General features: G+C 66.8%; 27 protein-coding genes. 17 read left to right on the top strand and 10 right to left on the bottom strand.

From position 1 onward, the window contains the following. The 3 genes from CHB77_RS02680 (at position 1) to CHB77_RS02670 (ending at position 2835) form a co-directional block, all read left to right on the top strand. Positions 1–960, top strand: coding sequence for an XdhC family protein (locus tag CHB77_RS02680; RefSeq protein WP_242626485.1), 960 nt, complete (start codon positions 1–3; stop codon positions 958–960). Beyond that, positions 957–1511, top strand: a complete 555-nt coding sequence (locus CHB77_RS02675; RefSeq protein ID WP_089386609.1) for a nucleotidyltransferase family protein — start codon at positions 957–959, stop codon at positions 1509–1511. The genes CHB77_RS02680 and CHB77_RS02675 overlap by 4 nt, the downstream gene beginning before the upstream one ends. Before the next feature lie 109 nt (positions 1512–1620). Then, on the top strand, positions 1621–2835 hold the full coding sequence (locus CHB77_RS02670; protein WP_089386608.1) for a M24 family metallopeptidase: 1215 nt from the start codon (positions 1621–1623) through the stop codon (positions 2833–2835). Between the two features lie 46 nt (positions 2836–2881). Here the strand turns inward: CHB77_RS02670 and CHB77_RS02665 are convergent, their stop codons facing one another. Further along, positions 2882–3655 (bottom strand): creatininase, encoded by a 774-nt coding sequence (locus tag CHB77_RS02665; RefSeq protein WP_089386607.1) that lies wholly within the window; start codon positions 3653–3655, stop codon positions 2882–2884. A gap of 97 nt (positions 3656–3752) precedes the next feature. Between CHB77_RS02665 and CHB77_RS02660 the strand changes: the two genes are divergently transcribed. From CHB77_RS02660 to CHB77_RS02640, 5 genes are all read left to right on the top strand, one after another. Beyond that, entirely contained in the window at positions 3753–4646 is an 894-nt protein-coding gene (locus CHB77_RS02660; RefSeq protein ID WP_089386721.1) for a LysR substrate-binding domain-containing protein, read from the top strand. A gap of 106 nt (positions 4647–4752) precedes the next feature. Then, positions 4753–5877: a polyamine ABC transporter substrate-binding protein gene (locus tag CHB77_RS02655; RefSeq protein WP_089386606.1), complete on the top strand. Its 1125-nt coding sequence runs from the start codon at positions 4753–4755 to the stop codon at positions 5875–5877. Between the two features lie 83 nt (positions 5878–5960). Continuing rightward, complete coding sequence (locus CHB77_RS02650; protein WP_089386720.1) at positions 5961–6803, top strand: ABC transporter permease; 843 nt, start codon at positions 5961–5963, stop codon at positions 6801–6803. Continuing rightward, positions 6800–7624: an ABC transporter permease gene (locus tag CHB77_RS02645; protein WP_089386605.1), complete on the top strand. Its 825-nt coding sequence runs from the start codon at positions 6800–6802 to the stop codon at positions 7622–7624. The genes CHB77_RS02650 and CHB77_RS02645 overlap by 4 nt, the downstream gene beginning before the upstream one ends. Then, positions 7621–8703, top strand: coding sequence for an ABC transporter ATP-binding protein (locus tag CHB77_RS02640; RefSeq protein ID WP_089386604.1), 1083 nt, complete (start codon positions 7621–7623; stop codon positions 8701–8703). The genes CHB77_RS02645 and CHB77_RS02640 overlap by 4 nt, the downstream gene beginning before the upstream one ends. Before the next feature lie 90 nt (positions 8704–8793). On the opposite strand, the gene CHB77_RS02635 is transcribed toward CHB77_RS02640, so the two are convergent. Together CHB77_RS02635 and CHB77_RS02630 are read right to left on the bottom strand one after the other, a co-directional pair. Further along, positions 8794–10077 carry a PQQ-dependent sugar dehydrogenase gene (locus CHB77_RS02635; protein WP_089386603.1) on the bottom strand — a complete coding sequence of 428 codons (1284 nt, stop codon included), beginning with the start codon at positions 10075–10077 and terminating at the stop codon, positions 8794–8796. Then, complete coding sequence (locus tag CHB77_RS02630; RefSeq protein WP_089386602.1) at positions 10077–10523, bottom strand: DUF2231 domain-containing protein; 447 nt, start codon at positions 10521–10523, stop codon at positions 10077–10079. Before CHB77_RS02630 ends, CHB77_RS02635 begins: the two co-directional genes overlap by 1 nt. 208 nt (positions 10524–10731) lie before the next feature. Between CHB77_RS02630 and CHB77_RS02625 the strand changes: the two genes are divergently transcribed. The 4 genes from CHB77_RS02625 to CHB77_RS02610 all read left to right on the top strand — a co-directional run bounded on the left by CHB77_RS02625 (position 10732) and on the right by CHB77_RS02610 (position 13280). Continuing rightward, entirely contained in the window at positions 10732–11286 is a 555-nt protein-coding gene (locus CHB77_RS02625) for a sigma-70 family RNA polymerase sigma factor (protein WP_089386601.1), read from the top strand. Beyond that, positions 11283–11981, top strand: a complete 699-nt coding sequence (locus tag CHB77_RS02620; protein ID WP_089386600.1) for an anti-sigma factor — start codon at positions 11283–11285, stop codon at positions 11979–11981. Before CHB77_RS02625 ends, CHB77_RS02620 begins: the two co-directional genes overlap by 4 nt. Positions 11982–12078: 97 nt before the next feature. Further along, positions 12079–12789 carry a cytochrome c oxidase assembly protein gene (locus tag CHB77_RS02615; protein WP_089386599.1) on the top strand — a complete coding sequence of 237 codons (711 nt, stop codon included), beginning with the start codon at positions 12079–12081 and terminating at the stop codon, positions 12787–12789. Next, the gene (locus tag CHB77_RS02610; RefSeq protein ID WP_089386598.1) at positions 12786–13280 is read left to right on the top strand and encodes a CopD family protein; all 495 of its coding nucleotides are present in this window, start codon (positions 12786–12788) and stop codon (positions 13278–13280) included. The genes CHB77_RS02615 and CHB77_RS02610 overlap by 4 nt, the downstream gene beginning before the upstream one ends. Here the strand turns inward: CHB77_RS02610 and CHB77_RS02605 are convergent. Next, positions 13258–13803: a DUF2231 domain-containing protein gene (locus CHB77_RS02605; protein WP_089386597.1), complete on the bottom strand. Its 546-nt coding sequence runs from the start codon at positions 13801–13803 to the stop codon at positions 13258–13260. The two genes, CHB77_RS02610 and CHB77_RS02605, sit on opposite strands and share 23 nt — an antisense overlap. Positions 13804–13830: 27 nt before the next feature. Between CHB77_RS02605 and CHB77_RS02600 the strand changes: the two genes are divergently transcribed. The 4 genes from CHB77_RS02600 (at position 13831) to yghX (ending at position 18122) form a co-directional block, all read left to right on the top strand. Then, the gene (locus tag CHB77_RS02600; RefSeq protein WP_176430295.1) at positions 13831–14463 is read left to right on the top strand and encodes a cytochrome c oxidase subunit II; all 633 of its coding nucleotides are present in this window, start codon (positions 13831–13833) and stop codon (positions 14461–14463) included. After that, positions 14460–16844, top strand: a complete 2385-nt coding sequence (ctaD, locus tag CHB77_RS02595) for a cytochrome c oxidase subunit I (RefSeq protein ID WP_089386596.1) — start codon at positions 14460–14462, stop codon at positions 16842–16844. The genes CHB77_RS02600 and ctaD overlap by 4 nt, the downstream gene beginning before the upstream one ends. After that, positions 16841–17128 carry a hypothetical protein gene (locus tag CHB77_RS02590; protein ID WP_089386595.1) on the top strand — a complete coding sequence of 96 codons (288 nt, stop codon included), beginning with the start codon at positions 16841–16843 and terminating at the stop codon, positions 17126–17128. Before ctaD ends, CHB77_RS02590 begins: the two co-directional genes overlap by 4 nt. 94 nt (positions 17129–17222) lie before the next feature. Then, entirely contained in the window at positions 17223–18122 is a 900-nt protein-coding gene (gene yghX, locus CHB77_RS02585; RefSeq protein ID WP_089386594.1) for a YghX family hydrolase, read from the top strand. 42 nt (positions 18123–18164) lie between these two features. Here yghX and arsH read toward each other — a convergent pair whose 3' ends face one another. The 6 genes from arsH to CHB77_RS02555 all read right to left on the bottom strand — a co-directional run bounded on the left by arsH (position 18165) and on the right by CHB77_RS02555 (position 21596). Next, positions 18165–18872, bottom strand: coding sequence for an arsenical resistance protein ArsH (gene arsH / locus CHB77_RS02580; RefSeq protein ID WP_089386593.1), 708 nt, complete (start codon positions 18870–18872; stop codon positions 18165–18167). Beyond that, a complete protein-coding gene (arsB, locus tag CHB77_RS02575) occupies positions 18869–19945 on the bottom strand; it encodes an ACR3 family arsenite efflux transporter (RefSeq protein ID WP_089386592.1) in 1077 nt (358 codons plus the stop codon). The genes arsH and arsB overlap by 4 nt, the downstream gene beginning before the upstream one ends. Before the next feature lie 15 nt (positions 19946–19960). Continuing rightward, positions 19961–20386: an arsenate reductase (glutaredoxin) gene (gene arsC, locus CHB77_RS02570; protein ID WP_089386591.1), complete on the bottom strand. Its 426-nt coding sequence runs from the start codon at positions 20384–20386 to the stop codon at positions 19961–19963. 2 nt (positions 20387–20388) lie between these two features. Continuing rightward, positions 20389–20748: an ArsR/SmtB family transcription factor gene (locus CHB77_RS02565; RefSeq protein ID WP_089386590.1), complete on the bottom strand. Its 360-nt coding sequence runs from the start codon at positions 20746–20748 to the stop codon at positions 20389–20391. A 135-nt stretch (positions 20749–20883) separates the two neighbouring features. Further along, positions 20884–21246 (bottom strand): CopM family metallochaperone, encoded by a 363-nt coding sequence (copM, locus tag CHB77_RS02560; protein WP_242626486.1) that lies wholly within the window; start codon positions 21244–21246, stop codon positions 20884–20886. 14 nt (positions 21247–21260) lie between these two features. Beyond that, positions 21261–21596, bottom strand: a complete 336-nt coding sequence (locus tag CHB77_RS02555) for a hypothetical protein (protein WP_089386589.1) — start codon at positions 21594–21596, stop codon at positions 21261–21263. Between the two features lie 207 nt (positions 21597–21803). On the opposite strand from CHB77_RS02555, the gene CHB77_RS02550 reads away from it, so the two are divergent. Then, positions 21804–22688, top strand: coding sequence for a recombinase family protein (locus CHB77_RS02550; protein ID WP_089386717.1), 885 nt, complete (start codon positions 21804–21806; stop codon positions 22686–22688). Positions 22689–22869 lie beyond the last annotated feature (181 nt).

Below are 22869 nucleotides of genomic sequence, written 5' to 3'. Positions count from 1 at the left end.
TTGACCCAGCATCCCCCGGCGCCATTGGCGCCCCCGCGCCATCCCGCGTTGGCCGATCCGTGGGAATCGGCCTTGGCGATGGGACCGGGCACGGTCATGGCGGTGCTGACCGCGACCGACGGCCCGGCCTATCGCAATCCCGGCACGGCCATGGCGATCGCCCCGGACGGCGGTTTTGCCGGTGCGCTCAGTTCCGGTTGCATCGAGGCGGACCTGATCCTGCACGCCGCCACGGTGCGCGCCGACGGAACGCCCATGCGCCTGCGCTATGGCCAGGACTCGCCTTTCATCGACCTGCGCCTGCCCTGCGGCGGCGCGATCGAGGTCATGCTGTTTCGTGTGCGCGACCGCGACGTTCTGGCCGATCTGTCCCGCGCCCGCGCCGCGCGCCGGCCCGCGACGCTGCATCTGTCGCAGGCGGGCCGCCTGTCGCTGGACCAGGGCGACGACGCGGACGGCTTTGCCGTGACCTTCAGGGCGCCGATCCGGTTCGTGGTCTTTGGTGCGGGACCAGAGGCCACGGTCTTTGCCGATCTGGTCCAGTCGCTGGGCTATGACCATGTGCTTGTGTCGCACGAGGATCGAACGCTGGGCGCGGCCCAGGCGATAGGCTGCACGACCCGCAGGCTGGGCGAACTGCCCGATTTCACGGACCTTGTGCCCGACGACCGCTGCGCCGCGCTGCTGTTCTATCACGACCACGACTACGAACCCCAGATCCTGCAACGGCTGCTGGACCGCCCGGCCTTCTATATCGGCGCGCAGGGCAGCCGCGCGACCCAGGCCGCCCGGCTGGACCGGCTGGCCGCCTTGGGTGTTCCGTCCGCCGCGCGCGACCGGGTGCGCGGACCCGTCGGCGTGATTCCGTCGGCACGCGATCCGCGTCTGCTGGCGATCTCGGTCCTGGCCGAGGTGGTGATGGCGGCGGGCGATCAGGTCGTCGTCCCGATCACCGCATGAGGCATCTGGGCGTGCTGCTGGCTGCCGGGCGGTCAACCCGCTTCGGGACGGACGACAAACTGCTGGCGCCGTGGCGGGGACGGCCCCTGATCGCCTGGGCCGCCGGGGCGCTGCGCGATGCGGGCTGCGACGGACTGCTGGCCGTCGTGTCGTCCCCGGCGATTGGCGCGGCCCTGCCTTCGGGGTTCGCTCTGCATCACGTCGCCCCCGGCCTGCCGATGTCGCAATCGCTGCGCGCGGCGCTGCGGGTGGCGCGCGACCGGCGGGCGGGGGGCCTGCTGCTGTGCCTGGGCGACATGCCCGGCATCACCCCGGATCTGCTGCGGGCCTTGCTGGCCCTGCCGGGCAGCGGCGCCTGTGTCCAGGGTGGCCGCCGCCTGCCCCCGGCCGTGATCGCGGCGGGGGATTTTGATTCTCTGCTGAACCTGCCGGACGGCGATCACGGCGCCCGCCCCCTGATCGCCGCCCTGCCCACCCACCGTCTGATCCCCGTCACCGCCGCCATGGCACACGACATCGACCGCCCCCGCGATCTGGACGGGCCGCGATAAGCCTTTTCTGGCAATCCCGCGCAAATCTGCGGATAACCAAAACAAATTTCTGCCCCGTGCCGCGAATGGCTACCGTTGCCCGAAGATTTGCAACGGGAGGATTCGACAGATGGCCGACGACATGCTGCATGTCATGGAATGGCACAACGGCGACAAGGATTTCTCGCCCTTTTCGGATGCCGAAATGAAGCGGCGTCAGGACGACGTGCGCGGCTGGATGGACAAGAACAACGTCGATGCGGCGTTGTTCACGTCCTATCACTGCATCAATTACTATTCGGGCTGGCTCTACTGCTATTTCGGGCGGAAATACGGCATGGTCATCACGCCGAACGCCGCGACCACGATCAGCGCGGGCATCGACGGGGGCCAGCCCTGGCGGCGCAGTTTCGGCGGCAACGTCACCTATACGGACTGGCGGCGCGACAATTTCTATCGCGCGGTGCGGCAGCTGACGCCGGGCGTCAAGCGGCTGGGGATCGAATTCGACCATGTGTCGCTGGATTACCGCCGCCAGCTTGAGGCCGCGCTGCCCGGCGTGGAATTCGTGGACATCGCCCAGCCGTCGATGTGGATGCGGTCGATCAAGTCGGCCGAGGAGCACAAGCTGATCCGCGAAGGCGCGCGCGTCTGCGACGTGGGCGGGGCCGCCTGCGCGGGCGCGGTCAAGGCGGGCGTGCCCGAACACGAGGTCGCCATCGCTTCGACCAATGCCATGATCCGGGAAATCGCCAATTCCTTTCCCTTTGTCGAACTGATGGACACCTGGACCTGGTTCCAGTCGGGGATCAACACCGACGGCGCCCACAACCCGGTCACGAACAAAAAGATCCAGTCGGGCGAGATCCTGTCGCTGAACACATTCCCGATGATCTTCGGCTATTACACCGCGCTGGAACGGACGCTGTTCTGCGACCATGTGGACGACGCCAGCCTGGACATCTGGGAAAAGAACGTGGCCGTGCATCGGCGCGGGCTGGACCTCATCAAGCCCGGCGCCAAGTGCAACGAGATCGCGCTGGAACTGAACGAGATGTATCGCGGCTGGGATCTGCTGAAATACCGCAGCTTCGGTTACGGCCACAGCTTCGGCGTGCTGTCGCATTACTATGGCCGCGAGGCGGGCGTGGAGCTGCGCGAGGACATCGAGACGGAACTGAAGCCCGGCATGGTCGTGTCGATGGAGCCGATGGTGATGCTGCCCGAGGGAATGCCCGGCGCGGGCGGATACCGCGAGCACGACATCCTGATCGTGACCGAGGACGGGGCCGAGAACATCACCGGTTTCCCCTTCGGTCCCGAACACAACATCATCCGGAACTGACCCGAGGCGACGACGAACGGGCCTGCTGTTTGCAGGCCCGTTTTGGTCAGAATTCGGCCCGCAGCGCCTCCGCGATGCCGCGCGTGCAAACCTCCAGCAGCAGTTCGCCCTTTTCCGCCGTCGCGTCCTTGGGCGACGACAGCGTGCCGGCCGCGGGCGTCCATTCGGGCTTGACCGGATACACGTCATAGGGCGGAAAGGTCGCGGGCGTCACGTCGACGGCGCGGGCCAGATCGACGAAATGCGGATACAACGCCAGCATCAGGGACGTTTCCAGCACGCCGCCATGTTCCAGCGCCCAGCCGGGAAAGCCGTCGGGATAGAGCCGGGCGATATCGTCCTCGCCGACGAAATCCCAATAGGACAGCACGACGATCTTCATGTCGGTGATCCCATCCCACCGCAATTCGCGCAGCGCCAGGTCGATCCCTTCGATGATGAACCAGGAATTTTCGTAATGCCCGTTCACCAGGCAGATCTTGCGCACGCCGTGGCGGGCGAATTCGCGGATCACGTCGCGCAAGGCCGCCACCAGGGTCGCGCCGTCCAGGCTGGTGGTGCCGGGCAGATGGTTGCCGCCCCCCGATTTCTGGTGCGACTTGTAGCCATAGGTGAAGGGCGGCGCCACCAGCCCGCCGATGTCCAGCGCCGCGCGGCGCGCGAATTCCGTGGGCAGCAGCACATCGACGTGCAGCGGCATGTGATGGCCGTGCTGTTCCATCGATCCGATGGGGATCAGGATCGGCGTGGCGCCGTCCCTGACCGCCTCGTGATAATCCGGCCAGGCCAGTTCCGAGGCGAATGCTGTCTTTTTCGGCATGGGGCAACCCTGTCTGTTGACGCTTCCCCGACTAGAGTTTTCGATTGAAAAGAAATGAAATATAAAGTCGCAATCCTTGCATTACGGGGGCAAATCCATGGCCGGGCTGACCAATCTTCCAACCGATCTGCTGCGCACCTTCATCGCCGTGGTGGAACTGGGCGGCCATTCGCGCGCCGGTGCCGCCCTGGGCCGCAGCCAGCCCGCGATTTCGCTGCAAATCCGCCGGCTCGAGGAACTGGTCCGCGCCCCCCTGCTGGTCCAGGAGGGCCGCGCCATCCTGCCCACCCCGGCGGGCGAGGCGCTGCTGAGCTATGCCCGCGAGATGGTGCGCATCAACGACGAGGCCGTGCGCTATTTCCACCGGTCCGACAAGACCGGCGTGCTGCGCATCGGCCTGCCCACCGATTACGCGGTCGCCTTTCTGCAAGGCACCCTGACCCATTACATCCACGGCCATGCGGATGTCGAACTGGAGGTGCATTGCGACCTGTCGCGCGAACTGCACCAGCATCTGCGGTCGGACGACCTGGACATCATCGTGGCGGTGATGACGGCCGCCACCATGCCATACCTGTCGCGGATGTGGACCGAACAGCCGATCTGGGCCGCCGCCGAAGGCTTCGACCTGCCCGCCCATTCCCCGGTCCCCCTGGGCGCCCACCCCGAGGGCTGCGATTACCGCGCCCGGATGATCCAGGCGCTTGACGCGATCGAACGGCGCTGGCGCATCGTCTATACCGGGCCGGGGATTTCCGGCCTGCAAAGCGCGGTGGTCAACGGGCTGTGCGTCACGGCGCTGACGCGGGCCACGCTGCTGCCGGGAATGCGGCTGCTGGACGAATCCGATGGCTTCCCGCCGCTGGAACCCCTGCGCATCGGCCTGTTCTACAAGCATCCGCGCCTATCGGCGGCGGGGCTGCAACTGGTCAGCGACCTGGTGGCCGATCTGGAACGCGTCGGGTCGGGTGTCCACGCCGTTCCGGCATGACGGATAACGCCCGCAAATGGGCGGATTGGAAGAACCGATTTTGTGTGGGCGACGGCCTCTCCTAGCCTGTGCCACAGAACAAAAGACAATCTGACAGGGTGATGACATGACATTGACGCACACGTCCGGCGCCGGCTTTTCGCGGCGCGCGGCACTGGCACTGGGGGCGGCGGCGCTGGCCACGCCCATGCTGTCGCGGCGCGCCTTCGCGGCCCCCACGGAACTGACCATGCTGGCCTGGTACGGGCACGCGGAACCCGACATGGTGGCGGAATTCGAGGCCGCCAACAACGTCAAGTTCGTGCCCAAATACTATACCGGCGGCGACAACATGCTGGGCCTGATCTCGCAATCCCCGCCGGGCACCTTCGACGTGATCCTGTCGGACGCGGAATACGTCCAGCAGCTGAACGCGGCGGGCTATATCGAGCCGCTGGACCCAGCCGATTACGCCTTCGACGAATTCTTCCCGGAATTCCAGAAATTCCCCGGCCATTGGGACGGCGACACACTGTATTCGGTCATCACCCGCTTCGGGTTCTTGGGCGTGGCCTACAACACCGATGCCCTGACCGAGGCCGAGGCATCCACCTATGACGTGTTCTGGGATCCGCGCCTGACCGCCAAGGTCGGCCATTTCGACTGGCACCTGCCGAACCTGGGCCAGATGAGCCTGCTGAACGGCAACCCCAGCCCCTATGACATCGACGAGGCGGCGTGGGAGGCGGTGAAGGAAAAGACCCTGACCCTGCGCCCGCAGGTCGGCGGCTTTTTCGATTATGGCGGCACGTTTTCGTCGCTGGACAACGGGCAGATGCTGGCCTTCGCGGGCATCGGCGACTGGATCACCGGCACGCTGGAACGCAGCGGCGCCAAGGTCCGCAGCGTGATCCCCGAACAGGGCGGCCTGCAATGGACGGAAAGTTTTTCCATCGGCAAGGGGTCGGCCAAGGCGGATCTGGCCCGCGCGTGGATCCAGTACGTCACCTCGGCCCAGGGTCAGGCGAAATCGGCGCAGATGGCCGCCTATCCGGCCCTGATCCCCAACCAGAAGGGGTGGGAGGTGCTGAATGCCGAAAATCCGGCCGAGGCGAAACGGCAGGGCATGGTCGATGGGCCGGGCAGCGCCATCGACCTGATCCGCACCGGCCGCATCCAGTATCGCCAGCTGCCCGTCCAGCAGTCGCTGGAAGACTGGAACGACTTCTGGTCGGATTACAAGGGCGCATGAGCGGCGCGGTATCCCAGGGGGCGCACGGCGCCCCGACGCGGCGGGGGCTGTCCACCCGCCGCGCGCACGGCCCGGAGGCATTCATGGGACGCCGAATTTCGGCCTATGGGCTGACCTTTTCGCTGCCGATGCTGATCTGGCAGCTTCTGTTCTTCGTCTTTCCGCTGGTCTTCCTGATCGCGCTCAGCTTCTGGACGGTGCGCAACTTTCGGATGCAGCCGGATTTCGACACCGTCAACTGGACCACCATGTACGGCCGGGCGATTTTCTGGCAGGCCTACGGGACCACGCTGGCGCTTGCCGCGGGCGCGGCGGTGCTGACCAGCCTGCTGGCCTTTCCCGTGGCCTATGCCATTTCCTTCAAGCTGTCGGACCGCGCCCGCCGCTGGGCGATCATGCTGATGGTGATCCCGTTCTTCACCAGCTATCTGGTGCGGATCTATTCCTGGCAGGTGTTTTTGTCGGACGCTGGCATCATCAACGTGATGCTGGGCTGGATCGGCCTTGGCCCCTATGGGCTTTTGAACACGCCGGGCGCCACGCTGCTGGGGTTCGTCACGCTGGCTTTTCCTCTGGTGGTGCTGCTGCAACTGTTCAGCCTGATCTTCATCGACCGCACCCTGATCGAAGCCGCGCACAACATGCGCTGCGGCAGGTTGCGCACGGTGTTCGCCGTGGTGATCCCGTCCGCCCGCGTGGGGCTGGTGATCGCCGCGCTGTTCGCCTTTATCCTGTCCTTCGGCGATTTCGTCAGTCCGATCTATCTGGGCGGCGGCGATCCGACCACGCTGTCGATCCTGATTACCGACACCACCAAATCGGGCCAGCAATGGCCGCGGGCGGCGGTGATCGCGCTGACCATGATCGTCACGCTGATGGCGGTCGCCTTCCTGTCGATCCGCTTTGCCTATCGGGGGCGCAAATGAGCACGGAAAATCCGGCCAACCGCAATCCGGTCGTCAACGGCGCGCTGAAGCTGTATGTCGTGCTGGCCTATCTGTTCGTCTTTGCACCGATCCTGGCCAGCTTCGTGTTCTCGTTCAACGCGGACCGCTTTCCGTCGATCCCGCTGGGCGGTTTCTCGACCGAATGGTATCGCGCGGTGGCGTCGGACCCGCTGGTCTGGGAAGGTTTGCGCAACACGCTGCTGGTGGGCGTCGTGGTGAGCGTGATCTCGACCGTGCTTGGCTTTGGCGCGGCCTATACCGATTACCGCTACAACTTCCTGGGCAAGCAGATCTATCTGGCGCTGGCGCTGCTGCCGCCGACGATTCCGGTGGTCATCATGGGGCTGGCGATGCTGGCGTTCCTGTCGCGGGTGAACCTGTCGGGCGACGCGCTGGCCGTCATCATCGCCCATGTGGTGATCTGCTCGCCCTTCGCCATGGCGGTGATCCGGCTGCGGCTGTCGCAGATGGACCCGTCGCTGGAACCGGCCGCCTGGAACCTGGGCGCGTCGGAATGGGCGGCGATGCGCCATGTGGTCATCCCCTTTTGCCGGCCCGCGATCCTCGGGGCGCTGTTCGTCACCATGGCTGTGTCCTTTGACGAATTCGCCATCGCCTGGTTCGTGTCGGGCCTGAACGAGACGCTGCCCGTCAAGGTGCTGGGGTTCCTGCAAGGCCAGGTCAGCCCGCGCATCAATGCCATCGGCAGCTTCGTGTTCGTGACCACCATGACGCTGCTGATCCTGGCGCAACTGCTGCTGGGCCGCCCGGACGCCACCAAAAAGGAAAACGCATCGTGACCCAAGATCCCCTGGTATCCTTTGAAGGCGTCGCCAAGCGGTTCGGAACCTATACCGCCGTGCAGAAGATGGATCTGGACATCCGGCAGGGCGAGTTCCTAGCCCTGATGGGATCGTCGGGCTGCGGCAAGACCACCACGCTGCGGATGCTGGCGGGGTTGGAGGCGCCCAGCGAAGGCATCATCCGCCTGTCGGGCAAACCCATCAACGACCTTCCCAGCTGGTCGCGCGACACGCCGATGGTCTGGCAAAGCCTGGCCCTGTTCCCGTTCCTGTCGGTGATCGAGAATGTGGAATTCGCGCTGAAGATGCGGGGCATGGGCCGGGCCGAACGCCGCGCCCGCGCCGAACAATGGCTGGACCGGATGCAGATCGCGGAATTCGCGGATCGCAACATCAGCCAGTTGTCGGGCGGCCAGCGGCAGCGCGTGGCCCTGGCTCGGTCGCTGGTGGTAGAGCCGCAGATCCTGTTGCTGGACGAGCCGCTGTCCGCCCTGGACGCGGCGCTGAAGGTGCGGATGCAGTCGGTGCTGAAGCAATTGCAGCGCGAGACCGGCATCACGTTCGTCTATGTCACCCACAGCCAGTCCGAGGCGTTTTCGATGGCCGACCGCGTGGTCATCATGAGCCGGGGACGCATCGAACAGATCGGCACGCCGCAGGAAATCTATCGCACGCCGCGAACGCGGTTCGTCGCCGATTTCCTGGGATCCTCGAACATCTTTCCGGGCACCCTCCAGGCGGACGCGCAGGGCCGTGCGGCCATCGCCACGGACAGCGGAACCTTTCTGCTGGACGGCCAGCACGGCGCCGCGGGGCAGGCCGCAAGCCTGACCGTGCTGGACACCCGGATGCAGGTTCACGAACAGCGGCCTGCGCCCGGCGTGAATGCCGTCGAGGCGCGGATGATCGGCGAGGAGTTCACCGGCGCCACCGCCACCCTGTATTTCGAAACGCCGCGGGGCCAAGAGATCCGCGTCCAGAAATCCCACGAAGACCTTGCGGATCTGTCGGTGGCGATGGGCCGGTCGTTCCACTTGTCCTGGTCCCCCGCGGACAGCCATCTTGTCCACGAGTGAGACGAACAGGACAGACGGCCCGTCCCCGATGACCTATGGTCCCGCGCCGATCGGCAGGCTTTTCCCGCTTGCCCTGCGCCCCCCGCCCGATCAGGGCTGGCTGGGGGCGATCCTCCAGATCGTGTTGGCCACGTCGTCGGCCACGATCAGGGCGCCGCGCGGATCCAGCGTCACGCCCACGGGCCGGCCGCGCACCGTGTCGTCGTCCAGCAGAAAGCCGGACGCGAAATCCACCGGATCGCCCGACGGCCGTCCGTTCCGGAAGGGCACGAAGCTGACCTTGTAGCCGACCGGCTCGTTCCGGTTCCAGCTGCCATGCTGGCCAACAAAGGCGCCCTCGGCGAAAGCACCGCCCATAACGGGGTCGGAAAACGCCACCCCAAGGGCCGCGACATGGGCGCCCAGGGCATAATCCGGCACGATCGCCGCCGCGACCTTTTCGGGATCCTGCGGCTGGGCGCGCGGATCGACGGTCTGCCCCCAATAGCTGTAAGGCCAGCCATAAAATCCGCCGTCCTGCACCGCGGTCAGATAATCGGGAACCAGATCCGGCCCGATCTCGTCGCGTTCGTTGACCACGGCCCATAGCTGCCCGGTGCCAGGCTGAATCGTCAGCGCGGTCGGATTGCGCAGCCCGGTGGCATATTGGCGATGCGCGCCGGTCTGCGCGTCGATCTGCCAGACCATCGCGCGGTCCTCCTCGGCGTCCATGCCGCGTTCGGTGATGTTGCTGTTCGATCCAATGCCCACATACAGGAAACGCCCATCGGCGCTGGCGGTCATCGCCTTGGTCCAGTGGTGGTTGATGACGGCGGGCAGCCGCGTCAGCGTGACGGGCGGCCCGCCAGCCTCGGTCTGGCCCTCGGCATAATCAAATCGGACCACCGCGTCCTGGTTGGCCACGAAGATTGCATCGCCGATCAGGGCCAAGCCATAGGGTGAATTCAGGCCGCTGGCAAAGACGCCCTGCGTTTCATAGGTGCCGTCGCCATCGCCGTCGCGCAGCAGGGTCAGGCGATTGCCGCCCTTGACGGGGCTTTTGCCAAGGCCCTTGATGAACCCCGCGATAATGTCCTTGGGGCGCAGGGCGGGGGCGCCCTGCCCCTTGCCCTCGGCCACAAGGATATCGCCGTTCGGCAGCACAAGCGTCTGGCGCGGGATCATCAGGTCGGTGGCGATCGCCGTGATCGTATAGCCTTCGGGAACAGTGGGCAGATCGTCGCCCCATTGCGCGGGCCGGGGAATGGTCATGTCGGGCAGCAGGCCGCGGCGTGGTTCGGGCATCGCGACCTCGGTGCCGACGGGCGCGGCCGTCTGTGCCGCCGCGGCCAGGGGAAGGGCCGCAACCCACCCGATCATCAGGAAAATACGCATCACACCCTCTGCCAGTCGTGGCGTTCGTCGTTCAGAAGACCGCCATGGCCGATCCAGGTCGCAGCCAGGGCCAGCACGGCCGCCAGCGCCGACAGCCACAGACCCTGCGGCATGGTGGCCCAGGCATCCTTGGCATGAACCAGCGCGTTCAGGAAACCGACCGCCCATGCGGCAAGCAGCAGCACAAGATACACGAGCGGCCGCTTGTTTCCCGTTCCCCGCCCCCGGAATGCGGCGATCATCGCCCACAGCACCGCAAAGGCCCCCATCAGCAGCCCCCCGGCGTTCATCCATTGCGAAAAATTGATCCACTGGACCTGATAGCTGCGCCAATAGGCGATGTCGCTGGCCAGGGTTCCCAGGAACAGCGGAAACAGGAACGCCAGAAACAGCGCATGAAGCGGATGGATAGGCTGCAAGGGCCTGTGCACGGGAATGGCAGCCACGGCGTTTCCTTTTGTTGGCGCGGTCGACCGGGTCTGCATCCGCGTGAGTTTTGTCTGACCGAACGCCCCGTGGTTGCGCAAGGTTTCCGATCGATTTCCAAAACGCGGTCCGGCCAGTCTGAAACATGCCCCGGACGACGGTCGGCGGCGCTTGCGTTGCGTTGCCCGTCGTGCATTCTGCCGACGATCAGCACAGACCGGAGCGCGGATGCCCGAAGGCCACGACAAGGACGACATTTCCGGCCTGATCCTCGGGGTCTCGCTGCGCGACCGGCGGGCCTTCGACCGGCTGTATCGCGCGACCTCGGCGAAACTGTTCGGCGTCTGCCTTCGTGTCCTTGGCAACCGCCCCGAGGCCGAGGAGGCCGTGCAGGAAGTGTTCGTGAAAGTCTGGCTCAAGGCGGATCGGTTTTCGGTGACGGGGCAAAGCCCGATGTCCTGGCTGATCGCGATCGCCCGGAACCAGGCGATCGACCGCCTGCGCCGCCGCCGAGAGACGGCGGGGAACCTTGACGACGCGGCCCTCGGGATGCGCGATCCCGGCCCCGGTCCCGAGGTCCGGGCGATCCAGGCGGGCGAACGGCGCCGTTTGGACGGATGCCTGGGCGAACTGGACGGCGACCGGGCCGCGGCGGTCCGTGGCGCCTATCTTGACGGCGACAGCTATGCCGACCTGGCGCGGCGCCACGACGTGCCGCTGAATACGATGCGCACCTGGCTGCGCCGCAGCCTGATGCGCCTGAGAGAGTGTCTGGACCGATGAGCGTCGTGGAAACCGCCGGGGCCGAAGACGAGGACGACATCCTGGCCGCCGAATTCGTGCTGGGGGTGTTGCCCTTTGCCGATCATGCGGTGCTGGAACGCCGTACCGAAACGGATGCGCGCTTTGCCGCGCGGGTGGCCGACTGGCATGACCGCCTGCTGCCGCTGTCCGGCGACTTCGGCATGGCCGACCCGGCCCCGTCCGTCAAGCAGGCTCTGGATGCCCGGCTGTTCGGCTTGCCCGCGCGGCGGTCGGCGGCAATCTGGGGCAGCCTGGCGCTGTGGCGGGGGCTGGCCGGGATCGCGACGGCGGTTCTGCTGCTTGCTCTTGCCCTCCCCTGGCTGCGGCCGGATCCCGCGCGGCTGGTGGCCGCCCTGGCCGATCCGACAAGCGGCGTGCATTACATGGCCGTCTATGATCGCGACGGCGGCGCGGTCGGCCTGTCGCATGTATCGGGAACGCCCGCCGCCGGTCGCGATTTCGAACTGTGGGTCATCGAGGCGGGTCGCCCCCCCGTGTCGCTGGGGGTGATCCCGGCGGGTGCACCGTCCGCGCGCCTGACGCTGGACCAGCCGCTGCGCGCCGCGATCCGACCCGGTGCCCGGCTTGCGATCAGCCTGGAACCCGCGGGCGGTTCGCCGACCGGACTGCCGACGGGGGACGTGGTGGCCGCAGGCGATCTGCGCGATCTGTGACAAGCAGCGGACCGGGCCGCGCGCCGGCGTCGGCCCTTCGGGGCGCAGGCACGGGAACCATGGCGCACGCACGGGCATTGCGTGTAAAAGGACATTCATGGACGGATCGACCCTTCCCTATTGCGGTGCGGCGCCGATACCGGGCGGCCTGTGGACGGCCTGGAACCTGGATCCCTGGCTGATCGCCGCGCTGGCGATCGGCGCGGCGGCGACGGTCGCCATGCCGCGGTGGGGACCATGGCTGGCAGGCATCGCGGTTCTGGCGCTGGCCTTCGTTTCGCCCCTGTGCGCCCTGTCCAGCGCACTGTTTTCGGTGCGGGTGCTTCATCACATCCTGATGGTCGCGGTCGCCGCGCCGCTGTTGGTCTGGGGAACCGGATGGCGCGCAGGCGGAGGCGGCGCCGCCTTTCTGGTCCATCTGGGCGCCATATGGTTCTGGCACATGCCCCAACCCTATGACGCCGCTCTGGGGTCGAATGCCCTGTACTGGGCGATGGAGATTTCGCTGATCGCCAGCGCCGCCTGGCTGTGGGCCGCGATGGTCGGCGCCGACCGGGTCGGCCATGCGGTCACGTTGTCGCTGGGCACCCTGCTGCACATGGGGATGCTGGGGGCGCTGCTGACCTTTGCCACCCGTCCGCTGTTCGCGCCCCACCTGCTGACCACCGCCCCGTTCGGGCTGACCGCGCTGGAGGATCAGCAGCTGGCCGGTCTGGTCATGTGGATACCCGCGGCCCTGCCCTATGTCGGCTTTGCCGCGTGGCGCGTCTGGGCCATGCTGGACCCCGCCCGGACCGCAGGCGCATGACCGAAATCCTGAAGGCCCTGCATATCGCCGCCATCGCGGTCTGGAGCGCGGGGCTGCTGAGCCTTCCCGCCCTGTATGTCCAGCGTCGGCATGTGCGCCACGATGACGACCTGCACCGCTTGCAGCGGATGGTGCGGTTTTCCTATATCGCGCTGGTCTCGCCCATGGCATTCGTCGGGATCGCCTCGGGGACGGCCCTGATCTTCGTGCAGACGGCGGTGCAGCCCTGGTTCGCAGCCAAGATGGCCTTTGTCGCGGCATTGGCCTTTGTCCATGTCCTGACCGGGCTGGTGGTGGTCAGGCTGTTTCGCGAGGATGGCGTCTATCCCGCATGGCGGTTCGTGGCGGTGACGGCGGCGACGGCCTTTCTGATCGCCGCGATCCTGTGGCTGGTGCTGGCCAAGCCGGTCATCCCGCAGGCGGCCGACATGTTCCGGCCCGGCGCGCTGTCCGGCCTGCTGCGCCCGTTCAATCCTTGGGCGACACCATGAGGCCGATGCCGTGATCGAAGATCAGCTTGCCGCCATGCCAGCCCGCGATGCCGGTGATGATGCCCGCCAGGACCGACAGCGCCAGACCATGCGGCAGGACCGCATCGGAATCGACCACGCGCAACAGCCAGTTCGCGCCCATCAGCGCCACCAGCGTCATCGCGGCGATGGCGTGGGTCCAGCTGGCCGCCCGGCTGCGGATGCCCGACACCGCCAGCAGTTCGACCGTCCCGATCAGCGCGGCGCCGACCCCCGCGAAGAACGCCCCGCCCGACGACCACAGACCGGCCCGGACCCAGAAGGCGTCGCCCGTCCACCAATAGATCACGTCGATGCCCAGGGTGCAGAACACCAGCGCGATGGGAAAATGCACGGTCATCGCATGAAGCGGGTGCCCGGCCACGGCCACGGCGGATTCGGTGGGCTTGGCCTGAACCTCGGCAATGACCGGATTGGCGTCCTCGTGGTCGTCCTCGACCTGGGCCGCGCTGTCTGCCTTGGCGTCCGGGGATTGCTGGGTCATGGGGCCTCCGTTCCCTGTTCAAGGCGGTTGGGGCTACTGGGGTTCCCGTTTCTGGCAGGCTGCGACGGGCAGTTGTCGGTGCTGGACCCGGCGGGCCCGGCGGCGCAGGGAATCGCGACCCTGTGGTGGTGGATGTTCTGGGGCGCCGCCGTGATCCTTGCCGCCATGGTGACGCTGTTCCTGTGGCTGTGGCTGCGGCCCGACGCCGGCCGGTCGGTTCCCGCGCGATGGTGGCTTGTCGGGGGCGGGCTGGCCTTTCCGTTGCCGGTGGTGATCGCGCTGACCGCCGCCGCCCTGTGGTGGGGCGACGCCGCCGCCCGCCGCAGCGCGCCCCTGCGGATCGAGGCCGAGGCGCGGATGTGGGAATGGCGTTTCCGTTACCCCGGCACCGCCATGGCCGACAGCATCGGCCAGCTGCACCTGCCCGCCGGCCGCGACGTCGAGATCGTCGTGACCAGCCGCGACGTGATCCACAGCTTCTGGATTCCGCGCCTTGGCGGCAAGATCGATGCCATCCCCGGCCATGTGAACCGCATCGTCCTGCGCGCCGACGAACCGGGGGTTTATGGCGGCGTCTGTTCCGAATATTGCGGCTTGGGCCATGCCGGGATGACCTTTTCCGCCACCGCCCACGCCGACTGGCCGCAGGAAACGCCATGACCCCGATCCGCCGCCACAAGGAACTGGACCGCATCTGGAAAACGCCGCGCGGCTGGGGGCGTCTGTCGGCGGTCAACCACACCGTCGTCGGCCGCCGCTTCATGGTCACGTCGCTGGTCTTTTTCGCCATCGGCGGATTGCTGGCCATGCTGATCCGCACCCAGCTTGCCACCCGCGACAGCGCCTTCATGGAACCGGGCACCTATGCCCAGGTCTTCACCATGCACGGCACCATCATGATGTTCCTGTTCGCCATCCCCTTTTTCGAGGGGCTGGCCATGTATCTGCTGCCCAAGATGCTGGGCGCACGCGACCTGGCGTTCCCCCGCATGTCGGCATACGGCTATTGGTGCTATCTGTTCGGCGGCTCGATCCTGATCGTGGCGTTGCTGATGGGGGCCGCACCGGACGGCGGGTGGTTCATGTACACGCCCTTGTCGTCGTCCACCTATACCCCCGGCATCAGCGCCGATGTCTGGCTTCTGGGCATCAGCTTCGTCGAGATTTCGGCCATGTCGGCGGCGGTCGAATTTCTGGTGTCCATCCTGCTGCTGCGCGCGGGGGGCATGTCGCTGGACCGGATGCCGATCTTCGCCTGGTACATGCTGGTCGTCGCGGGCATGATGCTGGTGGGCTTTCCGCCGCTGATCCTGGGATCGGTGCTGCTGGAAACCGAACGCGCCCTGGGCCTGCCGTTCTTTGATCCGACGCGGGGCGGGGATCCGCTGCTGTGGCAGCACCTGTTCTGGCTGTTCGGCCACCCCGAGGTCTATATCATCTTCCTGCCCGCGGCGGGCGTGCTGTCCACGATCATTCCGGTGTTTTCGTCGCACCGGCTGGTCGGCTTTCGCGCGGTGGTCGCGGCCATCGTGACGATGGGCTTTCTGTCCTTCGGGCTGTGGGTGCACCACATGTACACCACCGGCATCCCGCATCTGTCCCTGTCGTTCTTTTCCATCGCCAGCGCGCTGGTCGCGGTGCCCACGGCGGTGCAGATCTTCGCCTGGTTCGCTACCATGGCGGCGGGAAGGCCGCGGTTTTCCATCCCGATGCTGCATGTCGGAGGCTTCATGTTCGTCTTCGTCTTCGGCGGGCTGTCGGGCGTGATGCTGGCCATGGTGCCGTTCAACAGCCAGGTTCACGACACGCAGTTCGTCGTGGCCCACCTGCATTACGTTCTGGTCGGCGGGTTCATCTTTCCGATGATGGCCGCCGCCTATTACTGGCTGCCCCACATGTGCGGCCGCCAGCCAGTCCAGCATCTGTCCCACGCAGCGTTCTGGACGGTGTTCGGCGGATTCAACCTGACCTTTCTGGGAATGCACCTGACCGGCCTTCTGGGCATGACGCGCCGGCTCTACTCCTATGACGACCCGGCGTGGGAAGTGCTGAACTTCATCTCCTCGATGGGCGGGTTCGTGACGACCATCGGATTCGCGCTGCTGGCCCTGGATCTGATCCTGCTGGTGATGTTCGGCAAGCGTGCGCGGCGCGACCCCTGGGGCGCGGGGACGCTGGAATGGGCCACGCCGATGCCACCGCCGTCCTATGCCTTTGCCGCCATTCCGGTGCTGGAGGACGCCCCCGACGGGCGGCGAATCGCGGCGGGCCAGGGGCTGCTGGCCGTCCCGCGCGGCCAGTTGGAAACGCTGGGCGTCGATCCCCTGACCGGCGCCCCGCAGCAGATCGTCGTGCTGCCCGCATCGACCTTTCTGCCGTTGTGGACGGCGGTTGCGACCGGCGGCATCTATCTGTCCCTGCTGGCCAAGACCTATCTGCTGGTGCCGCCGCTGGCCCTTGTTGTGGTGGTGCTGTTCCTGCGGTGGACCCGTTCGACCCCCCCGGCGCAGGTGCTGGATGCGGGGCGGGGGATCCGCCTGCCCAATCAGAGCGCGTCCGGCGCCGCCCCATCCCTGTGGGCCATGCGCTTTGTGATCGCGGGCGACGCGACGGCCTTTGCGTCGCTGCTGTTCGGCGCCGGATTCCTGGCCATTTCCGCGCCGGGCTGGCCGCCCCCCGGCTGGCCCGAGGACAGCGTCCGGACGATTCTGCCCGTCGCCGTGGGCGCGGCGATCGCCCTGCTGCGCCCACACGGGATCGCCGCGGTGATCGCCCAGGGCCTGATCCTGGCGGGATCGGCGGCGGCGCTGTGGCGGATCGAGGGCGCGACCGACCACGCGGCCCCGGCATCGCTGGCCGCCGTCGCGGCCTATGCGGCGCTTCATGCGGCAATCGGGCTGGTCATCGCCGCCTGGGCCGTGAAGCGCCCCCGTGCCGAACAGGACATCTCGGCCCAATGGCAACGCTATGCCGCCATCGTGGGCGCCATGTCGATGGCCTTTCCCATTGTGCTCCGCCTGCTGTCGTCGGCCGCCGCATGATCCAGATCGTCCGCATCATCCTGGGTTTCGTCCTGTGGTCGGGGTTCTTTCTGCTGATCTATGGCGCGCAGGCGACCGGCTGCGCGATCGGCATTGACCCCGCCCGCCTGCGCCTTGTGCTGATCGCCGCGCTTGGCCTGGGTGTCGTCGCGGGGGTCTGGCCCATCGTCCTGGCGCGCCGGCACGCATCGCCCCTGTCAAACAGCGCCCTGCTGGCGTCCTACGCGGCCCTGGGGGCGACCGTTCTGGTGTTTTCCGGCGTCCTCTGGATGAAGCTGTGCTGAAAGGGAATGTCCGGCGGCTGTCCGACCTGTGATCCCCGTTCAGACCGTTTTCCTCTACAATCCCCTTGTGCCGCTGCACAAAGGGGGATCAACAATGGCTCGACTGACCGCGCGGGACTTTCCGCCCGAATTGCTGGAACTCTATGACTTCTATGCCCATGGCCGGATCACCAAGCGTGAATTCCTGGACCGCGCCGCGTCCTATGCCGTGGGCGGAATGACGGCGCTTGCCTTGCTCAGGACGCTTGGTCCCGATTACGCCCTGGCCCAGCAGATCGCCTTTACCGACCCCGGCATTCTGGCCGAATACATCACCTACCCCTCGCCCGAGGGTCACGGGGACGTGCGGGCCTATCGGGTCCGCCCCGCGACCGACGGCGTGGCCAATGACGCGCCCGTCGGCGGCGTGGTGGTGGTCCACGAAAATCGCGGCCTTAATCCCTATATCGAGGATGTGGCCCGGCGCGTCGCCAAGGCGGGCTTCGTGGCGCTGGCGCCCGACGGGCTGATCTCGGTGGGGGGCTATCCGGGCAACGACGAACAGGGGCGCGAATTGCAGCGCCGGGTCGATCCCGAAAAACTGATGAACGATTTCTTCGCCGCCGTCGAATTCCTGCGGACCGGCGCCATGACCACCGGCAAGGTCGGCATCACCGGGTTCTGCTATGGCGGCGGCGTGTCGAACGCGGCGGCGGTGGCCTTTCCCGAACTGGCCGCCGCCGTGCCGTTCTATGGCCGCCAGGCCCCGGTCGAGGATGTGCCCCGGATCACGGCCCCCCTGCTGCTGCATTTCGCCGAAACGGACGAGAACGTGAACGCCGGCTGGCCCGCCTACGAGGCCGCGCTGAAACAGCACGGCAAGACCTACGAGGCCCACATCTATCCCGGCACCAACCACGGTTTCCACAACGATTCCACCCCGCGTTACGACGAGGCGGCGGCACGGCTGGCCTGGGACCGGACGCTGGACTGGTTCAGGACACATCTGGCCTGAACAGCGCATCCGGCAGCGAAAGTGCCGGTCAGGCCCGGTCCGTCAGGTCGCGGCTTTCAGGCTCACCCGCGCTTCCAGCCTGGCCGCCGTTTCCTTTCGTTCGCTATAGCGGTCGGTCAGGACATCGGACAGGTCGCGGGTCAGCAGGGTGAACCTGACCAGCTCCTCCATCACGTCCACGATCCGGTCGTAATAGGGCGACGGTCGCATCCGGCCGGCCTCGTCAAACTCGTCATAGGCCTTGGCGACCGACGACTGGTTCGGAATGGTAATCATGCGCATCCAGCGCCCCAGGATGCGCATCTGGTTTACGGCGTTGAAGGACTGCGATCCGCCGGACACCTGCATCACGGCCAGGGTGCGGCCCTGGGTCGGCCGGATCGCCCCCATGGACAGCGGGATCCAGTCGATCTGGGACTTCATCACGCCGGTCATCGCGCCGTGGCGTTCGGGGCTGGTCCAGACCTGGCCTTCGGACCACAGGCACAGATCGCGCAGTTCCTGAACCTTGGGATGCGACGTCCCGGCATCGTCGGGCAGCGGCAGGCCACCGGCATGGAAGATACGGGTCTCGCAGCCGAAATGGCGCAGCAGGCGCTCGGCCTCCAGCGTGGCGAAGCGGCTGTAGGATCGTTCGCGCAGGGAACCGTACAGCAGCAGGATGCGGGGCGGATGGGTCGCGCGCGGAACCGGGGGCAGGTCCAGGGGGCGGACCGCGCCGGGCGACAGGTTCGGCAGATCGGGGATCATATGCGGGCCTCTTGCAGCACAGGATGTTCGGGGAACCAGCGCGAACCCAGGCGAAGGGCGACGTTGACCAGCAGGATCAGCACCGGCACCTCGACCAAGGGGCCGATCACGGCCGCGAACGCGACCGGGGACGCCAGGCCGTAAGCCGCGATGGCGACGGCGATGGCCAGTTCGAAGTTGTTGCCCGCGGCCGTGAAGGCAATGGCGGTGGTGCGCGGATAATCCCGCGCGATCCAGCGGCCCATGGCGAAGCTGACCACGAACTGGATGGCAAAATACAGGATCAGCGGAACCGCGATCCGCGCGGCATCCAGCGGCAGGCGCACCACGTCGTCGCCCTTCAATCCGAACATCGCCACGATGGTGAACAGCAGCGCGGCCAGCGTGACGGGTCCGATCCGGGGCAGGAAGACATCGCGGTACCACGCCTCGCCATGGCGGCCGATCAGGATGCGGCGCGTCAGATAGCCTGCCAGGAACGGCAGGCCCAGATAGATCAGCACGGCCTCGGTCACGGTTCGGAAACCGACCTCGACCACGCTGCCTTCCAGCCCGAACAGCCGCGGCAGCACCGTCAGGAACAGCCAGGCATAGGTCGAGAAGAACAGGATCTGGAAGATCGAGTTGAACGCCACCAGCCCGGCGACATACTGGTTGTCGCCCCGCGCCAGCTGGTTCCAGACGAGCACCATGGCGATGCAGCGCGCCAGCCCGATCAGGATCAGGCCCGTCATGTATTCGGGCTGGTCGCGCAGAAAGATCACCGCCAGCGCGAACATCAGAACCGGCCCGATCAGCCAGTTCTGCACCAGCGACAACGCCAGCACGCGCTTGTCGGCAAAGACCTGGTGCAGTTCCTCGTACCGGACCTTCGCCAAGGGCGGATACATCATCAGAATCAGGCCGATGGCGATGGGGATGTTGGTCGTGCCGACCGACATCGCGTCCAGGGCGTCCGGCAGGCCGGTGAAGATCGTGCCCAGCGCGATTCCCAACGCCATGGCGGCAAAGATCCAGACCGTCAGGTACCGATCAAGAAACGAAAGCCGGCTGGCCGGGCGGGACGGGGTCATGGGCTTTCTCCGAAGTCAGGCGGAAGGAATGCGGTTGCCGCGGTCGTCCAGGACGGGCTGGCCATCCTCTTTGGCGAAGGCGGCGCGTTGCGGCGGCAGAAGGTCCAGCACGGCCTCGGACGGGCGGCAGAGCCGCACCCCCTTGGGGCTGACCACGATCGGGCGGTTCATCAGGATCGGGTGGGCCAGCATCGCGTCGATCAGGGCCTCGCCCGTCAGGGACATCTCGTCCAGCCCCAGGGCAGCATAGGGCGTCCCCTTCTGCCGCAGCAGATCGCGCGGCGTGATGCCCATGCGCGCGATCAGATCGTTCAGCATGGCGCGCGAGGGCGGGGATTTCAGGTATTCGACCACATGCGGCTCGATCCCCGCATGTCGGATCATCGCCAGCGTGTTGCGCGACGTGCCGCAGTCCGGGTTGTGATAGATGACGATGTCCATGGTCAGGCGCTTTCGGTCAGGGCGAGGTCGCAACCGCAGGTCAGCGCCTCGACAGCAGGGGCGCAGATCTCGGGATGACCCTGACAGCAATCCTTCAAGAGAAAGCCGACCAGGCTGGCCAAGGCGGAATAGACGGCGCTGTAGATGATGTAGCGCCCTTCCCGTCGTGACTGGATCAGCCCGGCATGTTCGAGATGGGTCAGATGAAAGGACAGCCGCGAAGTCGTCGCGCCGCCGAGTGCCGCGCCGATGGCCCCGGCGGCCATCCCGCCCGGACCGGCCTGCACCAGCAGCCGCACCACGCGCAATCGTGTCTCTTGGGACAAGGCAGCGAAGGCACCAAGCGCCTGAAGCTCATTCATCGAATCAAGACCTCAATAAATCTTGAGTATTAGACCTGATCCGCGTGCGGAACGCAAGGCCCCCGGCCAGGGCGCGCTGGCGGACGATGCGGCCTGAACCAAGGCAAAGGGCCCGCGTGGCGGGCCCTTTTCCAGTCATTCCGGGGCGTCGACCCCCAGCCTTTCCAGCATCGTCTTCATCTCGGCGATTTCCTGTTCCTGCGCGTCGATGATCTCTTGCGCCATCTTGCGGGTTTCGGGATCGTCGCCCTGCTCAAGCTCGATCTTGGCCATGTCGATGGCCGACTGATGATGGGGAATCATCATCAGCAAAAAGTCGGCATCCGGGTCGCCGGACATTTCCATACCGTTCATCGATTCCATCATGGAATCCATCACGGACATGTTATCCTCTGTGGACCCCGAGGCGGCGTGGGTCGCATGATCCATCCCCTGCGCGAATGCAGAGGTGCCGGCAAGCGTGGCCAGCAGGACAATGGTGGCTTTGGTCATCATCATGTCATTTTCCTTGACTATGCAGTGGTTTGCAGGTGCCGGGCAAACGGCGCGAAACCGCTGGGTCGCGGGGGACGGTACACGCCGCCGGAACAGCGCGACGGCCGCGGATCGCCCATGCCGACCGCGTATCGGGCGGGATGGACGGTTCCCTGCGCGGGTTCCCAGGCGCGAACAGCGTTCGGCGCGCAGCAACTGTGCGACATGCAGGGAACGGTCGTCGCGGCCTGGGCGTCGGGCGGCGGCGCCACGGCGTCATGCGGATGGGATGCGGCGGACGCCGGGGGATCGCCGCAATGCGTCATGGCGCCGGCGCGGACCACGGTCGCCCCGGCCAAAAGCAGCATCGCCATCACGATGACGAACCATGAAAGATGCCGACGAGTCCGACGTTCCATGGCGCCAACAGATGCCACGACGAAAACCGTCGTCAATGGGGCATCGGTCAAAAGATGGTCAGCGGTCCGCCGTGCAGGCGCCGCCTGTCCGCGACAGCCGTTTCCTTTCTGTTCCGTGTTGGTGTATGCCACGGCGGGGACACCGACCGCAAAGGCATCGTCTTGGCTCTGATCGGCTATGCCCGCGTTTCGACGGGCGACCAGACGCTGGATCCGCAACGGGCCGAACTGCGCGAGGCCGGGTGCGACGTGATCCACGAGGAACATGCCTCGGGCGGGGACCGCGCGCGGCCGGCGCTGCGGCGGCTGCTGGCGGCGATCCGGCCCGGAGACACGCTGGTCGTGGTCCGCCTGGACCGGCTGGCGCGGTCGCTGGCCCATCTGTTGCAGGTGGTCGAAACGCTGGGCGCGCAGGGCGCGCATTTCCGGTCGCTGAACGATCCGATCGATACCACCACGCCGCAGGGCACCTTTTCGTTGCAGGTGATGGGCGCCGTGGCGGAACTGGAACGCGCGCTGATCCGCGAACGCACAAAGGCGGGGCTGCGGTCCGCCCGCGCCCAGGGCCGGATCGGCGGCAATCCGGCGCTGCGCCGGGGCGACCGCGACGCCCTGCGCGCCTTGCGCGCCGCCCGCGACGAAAGCTATGTCCGCAAGCTCGAATCCTCGGCCGCGGCCTGGCTGCCCCTGGTGCGCCGCCACCGCCCGGCGATGACCTGGGACGACTTGGCCCGGCTGACAAGCGCCCGGACCGGGCAGGCCTGGTCGGCCGAACGGCTAAAGCGTGCCGCCAGACGCTATGTCCGCGACGGCCTGCTGCCTGCGGCGGTGCTGGAACGCGCGCCCCGCCGCACCCCCGACGACCGGCTGATGGCCATTGTCGCCGGGATGCGCCAGGCCGATCCCGACCTGACCCTGGCGGGCATTGCCAAGCGTCTGGCACAGATGCGCGAACGGACGCCGCGCGGCAACGGCACCTGGTATCCCTCGACGGTCAGGATGCTGCTGCTGAGAGCGGAAAAGATGGGCATGGCGACCGAACGCTGATCCGAACCGCGATCCGGCCCCGTTGCGGCGGCGTGGCCCCTTTGCCCGGCGGCGCCAGACCTGGCGACCTCGCGGCAACACGGACAGAAACAAAGGGGCATTTCGCCGCAACGCAGAAAGGGCGCGGAACCGCGGCGGCGCCTGTTCGTTCGCCCATCATCAGCCTTTCCCTTCCCTGACG

It is taken from the genome of Paracoccus sediminis (genome assembly GCF_900188295.1).
Lineage (GTDB): Bacteria > Pseudomonadota > Alphaproteobacteria > Rhodobacterales > Rhodobacteraceae > Paracoccus > Paracoccus sediminis.
This window is presented reverse-complemented; position numbering and strand designations above follow the sequence as displayed.

Excerpts from the sequence above, each read along its gene's own strand:
- CHB77_RS02675 (WP_089386609.1), top strand. The coding sequence starts at position 957 with ATGAGGCATCTGGGCGTGCTGCTGGCTGCCGGGCGGTCAACCCGCTTC.
- CHB77_RS02670 (WP_089386608.1), top strand. The coding sequence starts at position 1,621 with ATGGCCGACGACATGCTGCATGTCATGGAATGGCACAACGGCGACAAG.
- CHB77_RS02665 (WP_089386607.1), bottom strand. The coding sequence starts at position 3,655 with ATGCCGAAAAAGACAGCATTCGCCTCGGAACTGGCCTGGCCGGATTAT.
- CHB77_RS02660 (WP_089386721.1), top strand. The coding sequence starts at position 3,753 with ATGGCCGGGCTGACCAATCTTCCAACCGATCTGCTGCGCACCTTCATC.
- CHB77_RS02655 (WP_089386606.1), top strand. The coding sequence starts at position 4,753 with ATGACATTGACGCACACGTCCGGCGCCGGCTTTTCGCGGCGCGCGGCA.
- CHB77_RS02650 (WP_089386720.1), top strand. The coding sequence starts at position 5,961 with ATGGGACGCCGAATTTCGGCCTATGGGCTGACCTTTTCGCTGCCGATG.
- CHB77_RS02645 (WP_089386605.1), top strand. The coding sequence starts at position 6,800 with ATGAGCACGGAAAATCCGGCCAACCGCAATCCGGTCGTCAACGGCGCG.
- CHB77_RS02635 (WP_089386603.1), bottom strand. The coding sequence starts at position 10,077 with ATGCGTATTTTCCTGATGATCGGGTGGGTTGCGGCCCTTCCCCTGGCC.
- CHB77_RS02625 (WP_089386601.1), top strand. The coding sequence starts at position 10,732 with ATGCCCGAAGGCCACGACAAGGACGACATTTCCGGCCTGATCCTCGGG.
- CHB77_RS02620 (WP_089386600.1), top strand. The coding sequence starts at position 11,283 with ATGAGCGTCGTGGAAACCGCCGGGGCCGAAGACGAGGACGACATCCTG.
- CHB77_RS02615 (WP_089386599.1), top strand. The coding sequence starts at position 12,079 with ATGGACGGATCGACCCTTCCCTATTGCGGTGCGGCGCCGATACCGGGC.
- CHB77_RS02610 (WP_089386598.1), top strand. The coding sequence starts at position 12,786 with ATGACCGAAATCCTGAAGGCCCTGCATATCGCCGCCATCGCGGTCTGG.
- CHB77_RS02605 (WP_089386597.1), bottom strand. The coding sequence starts at position 13,803 with ATGACCCAGCAATCCCCGGACGCCAAGGCAGACAGCGCGGCCCAGGTC.
- ctaD (WP_089386596.1), top strand. The coding sequence starts at position 14,460 with ATGACCCCGATCCGCCGCCACAAGGAACTGGACCGCATCTGGAAAACG.
- CHB77_RS02590 (WP_089386595.1), top strand. The coding sequence starts at position 16,841 with ATGATCCAGATCGTCCGCATCATCCTGGGTTTCGTCCTGTGGTCGGGG.
- yghX (WP_089386594.1), top strand. The coding sequence starts at position 17,223 with ATGGCTCGACTGACCGCGCGGGACTTTCCGCCCGAATTGCTGGAACTC.
- arsH (WP_089386593.1), bottom strand. The coding sequence starts at position 18,872 with ATGATCCCCGATCTGCCGAACCTGTCGCCCGGCGCGGTCCGCCCCCTG.
- arsB (WP_089386592.1), bottom strand. The coding sequence starts at position 19,945 with ATGACCCCGTCCCGCCCGGCCAGCCGGCTTTCGTTTCTTGATCGGTAC.
- arsC (WP_089386591.1), bottom strand. The coding sequence starts at position 20,386 with ATGGACATCGTCATCTATCACAACCCGGACTGCGGCACGTCGCGCAAC.
- CHB77_RS02565 (WP_089386590.1), bottom strand. The coding sequence starts at position 20,748 with ATGAATGAGCTTCAGGCGCTTGGTGCCTTCGCTGCCTTGTCCCAAGAG.
- copM (WP_242626486.1), bottom strand. The coding sequence starts at position 21,246 with ATGATGATGACCAAAGCCACCATTGTCCTGCTGGCCACGCTTGCCGGC.
- CHB77_RS02555 (WP_089386589.1), bottom strand. The coding sequence starts at position 21,596 with ATGGCGATGCTGCTTTTGGCCGGGGCGACCGTGGTCCGCGCCGGCGCC.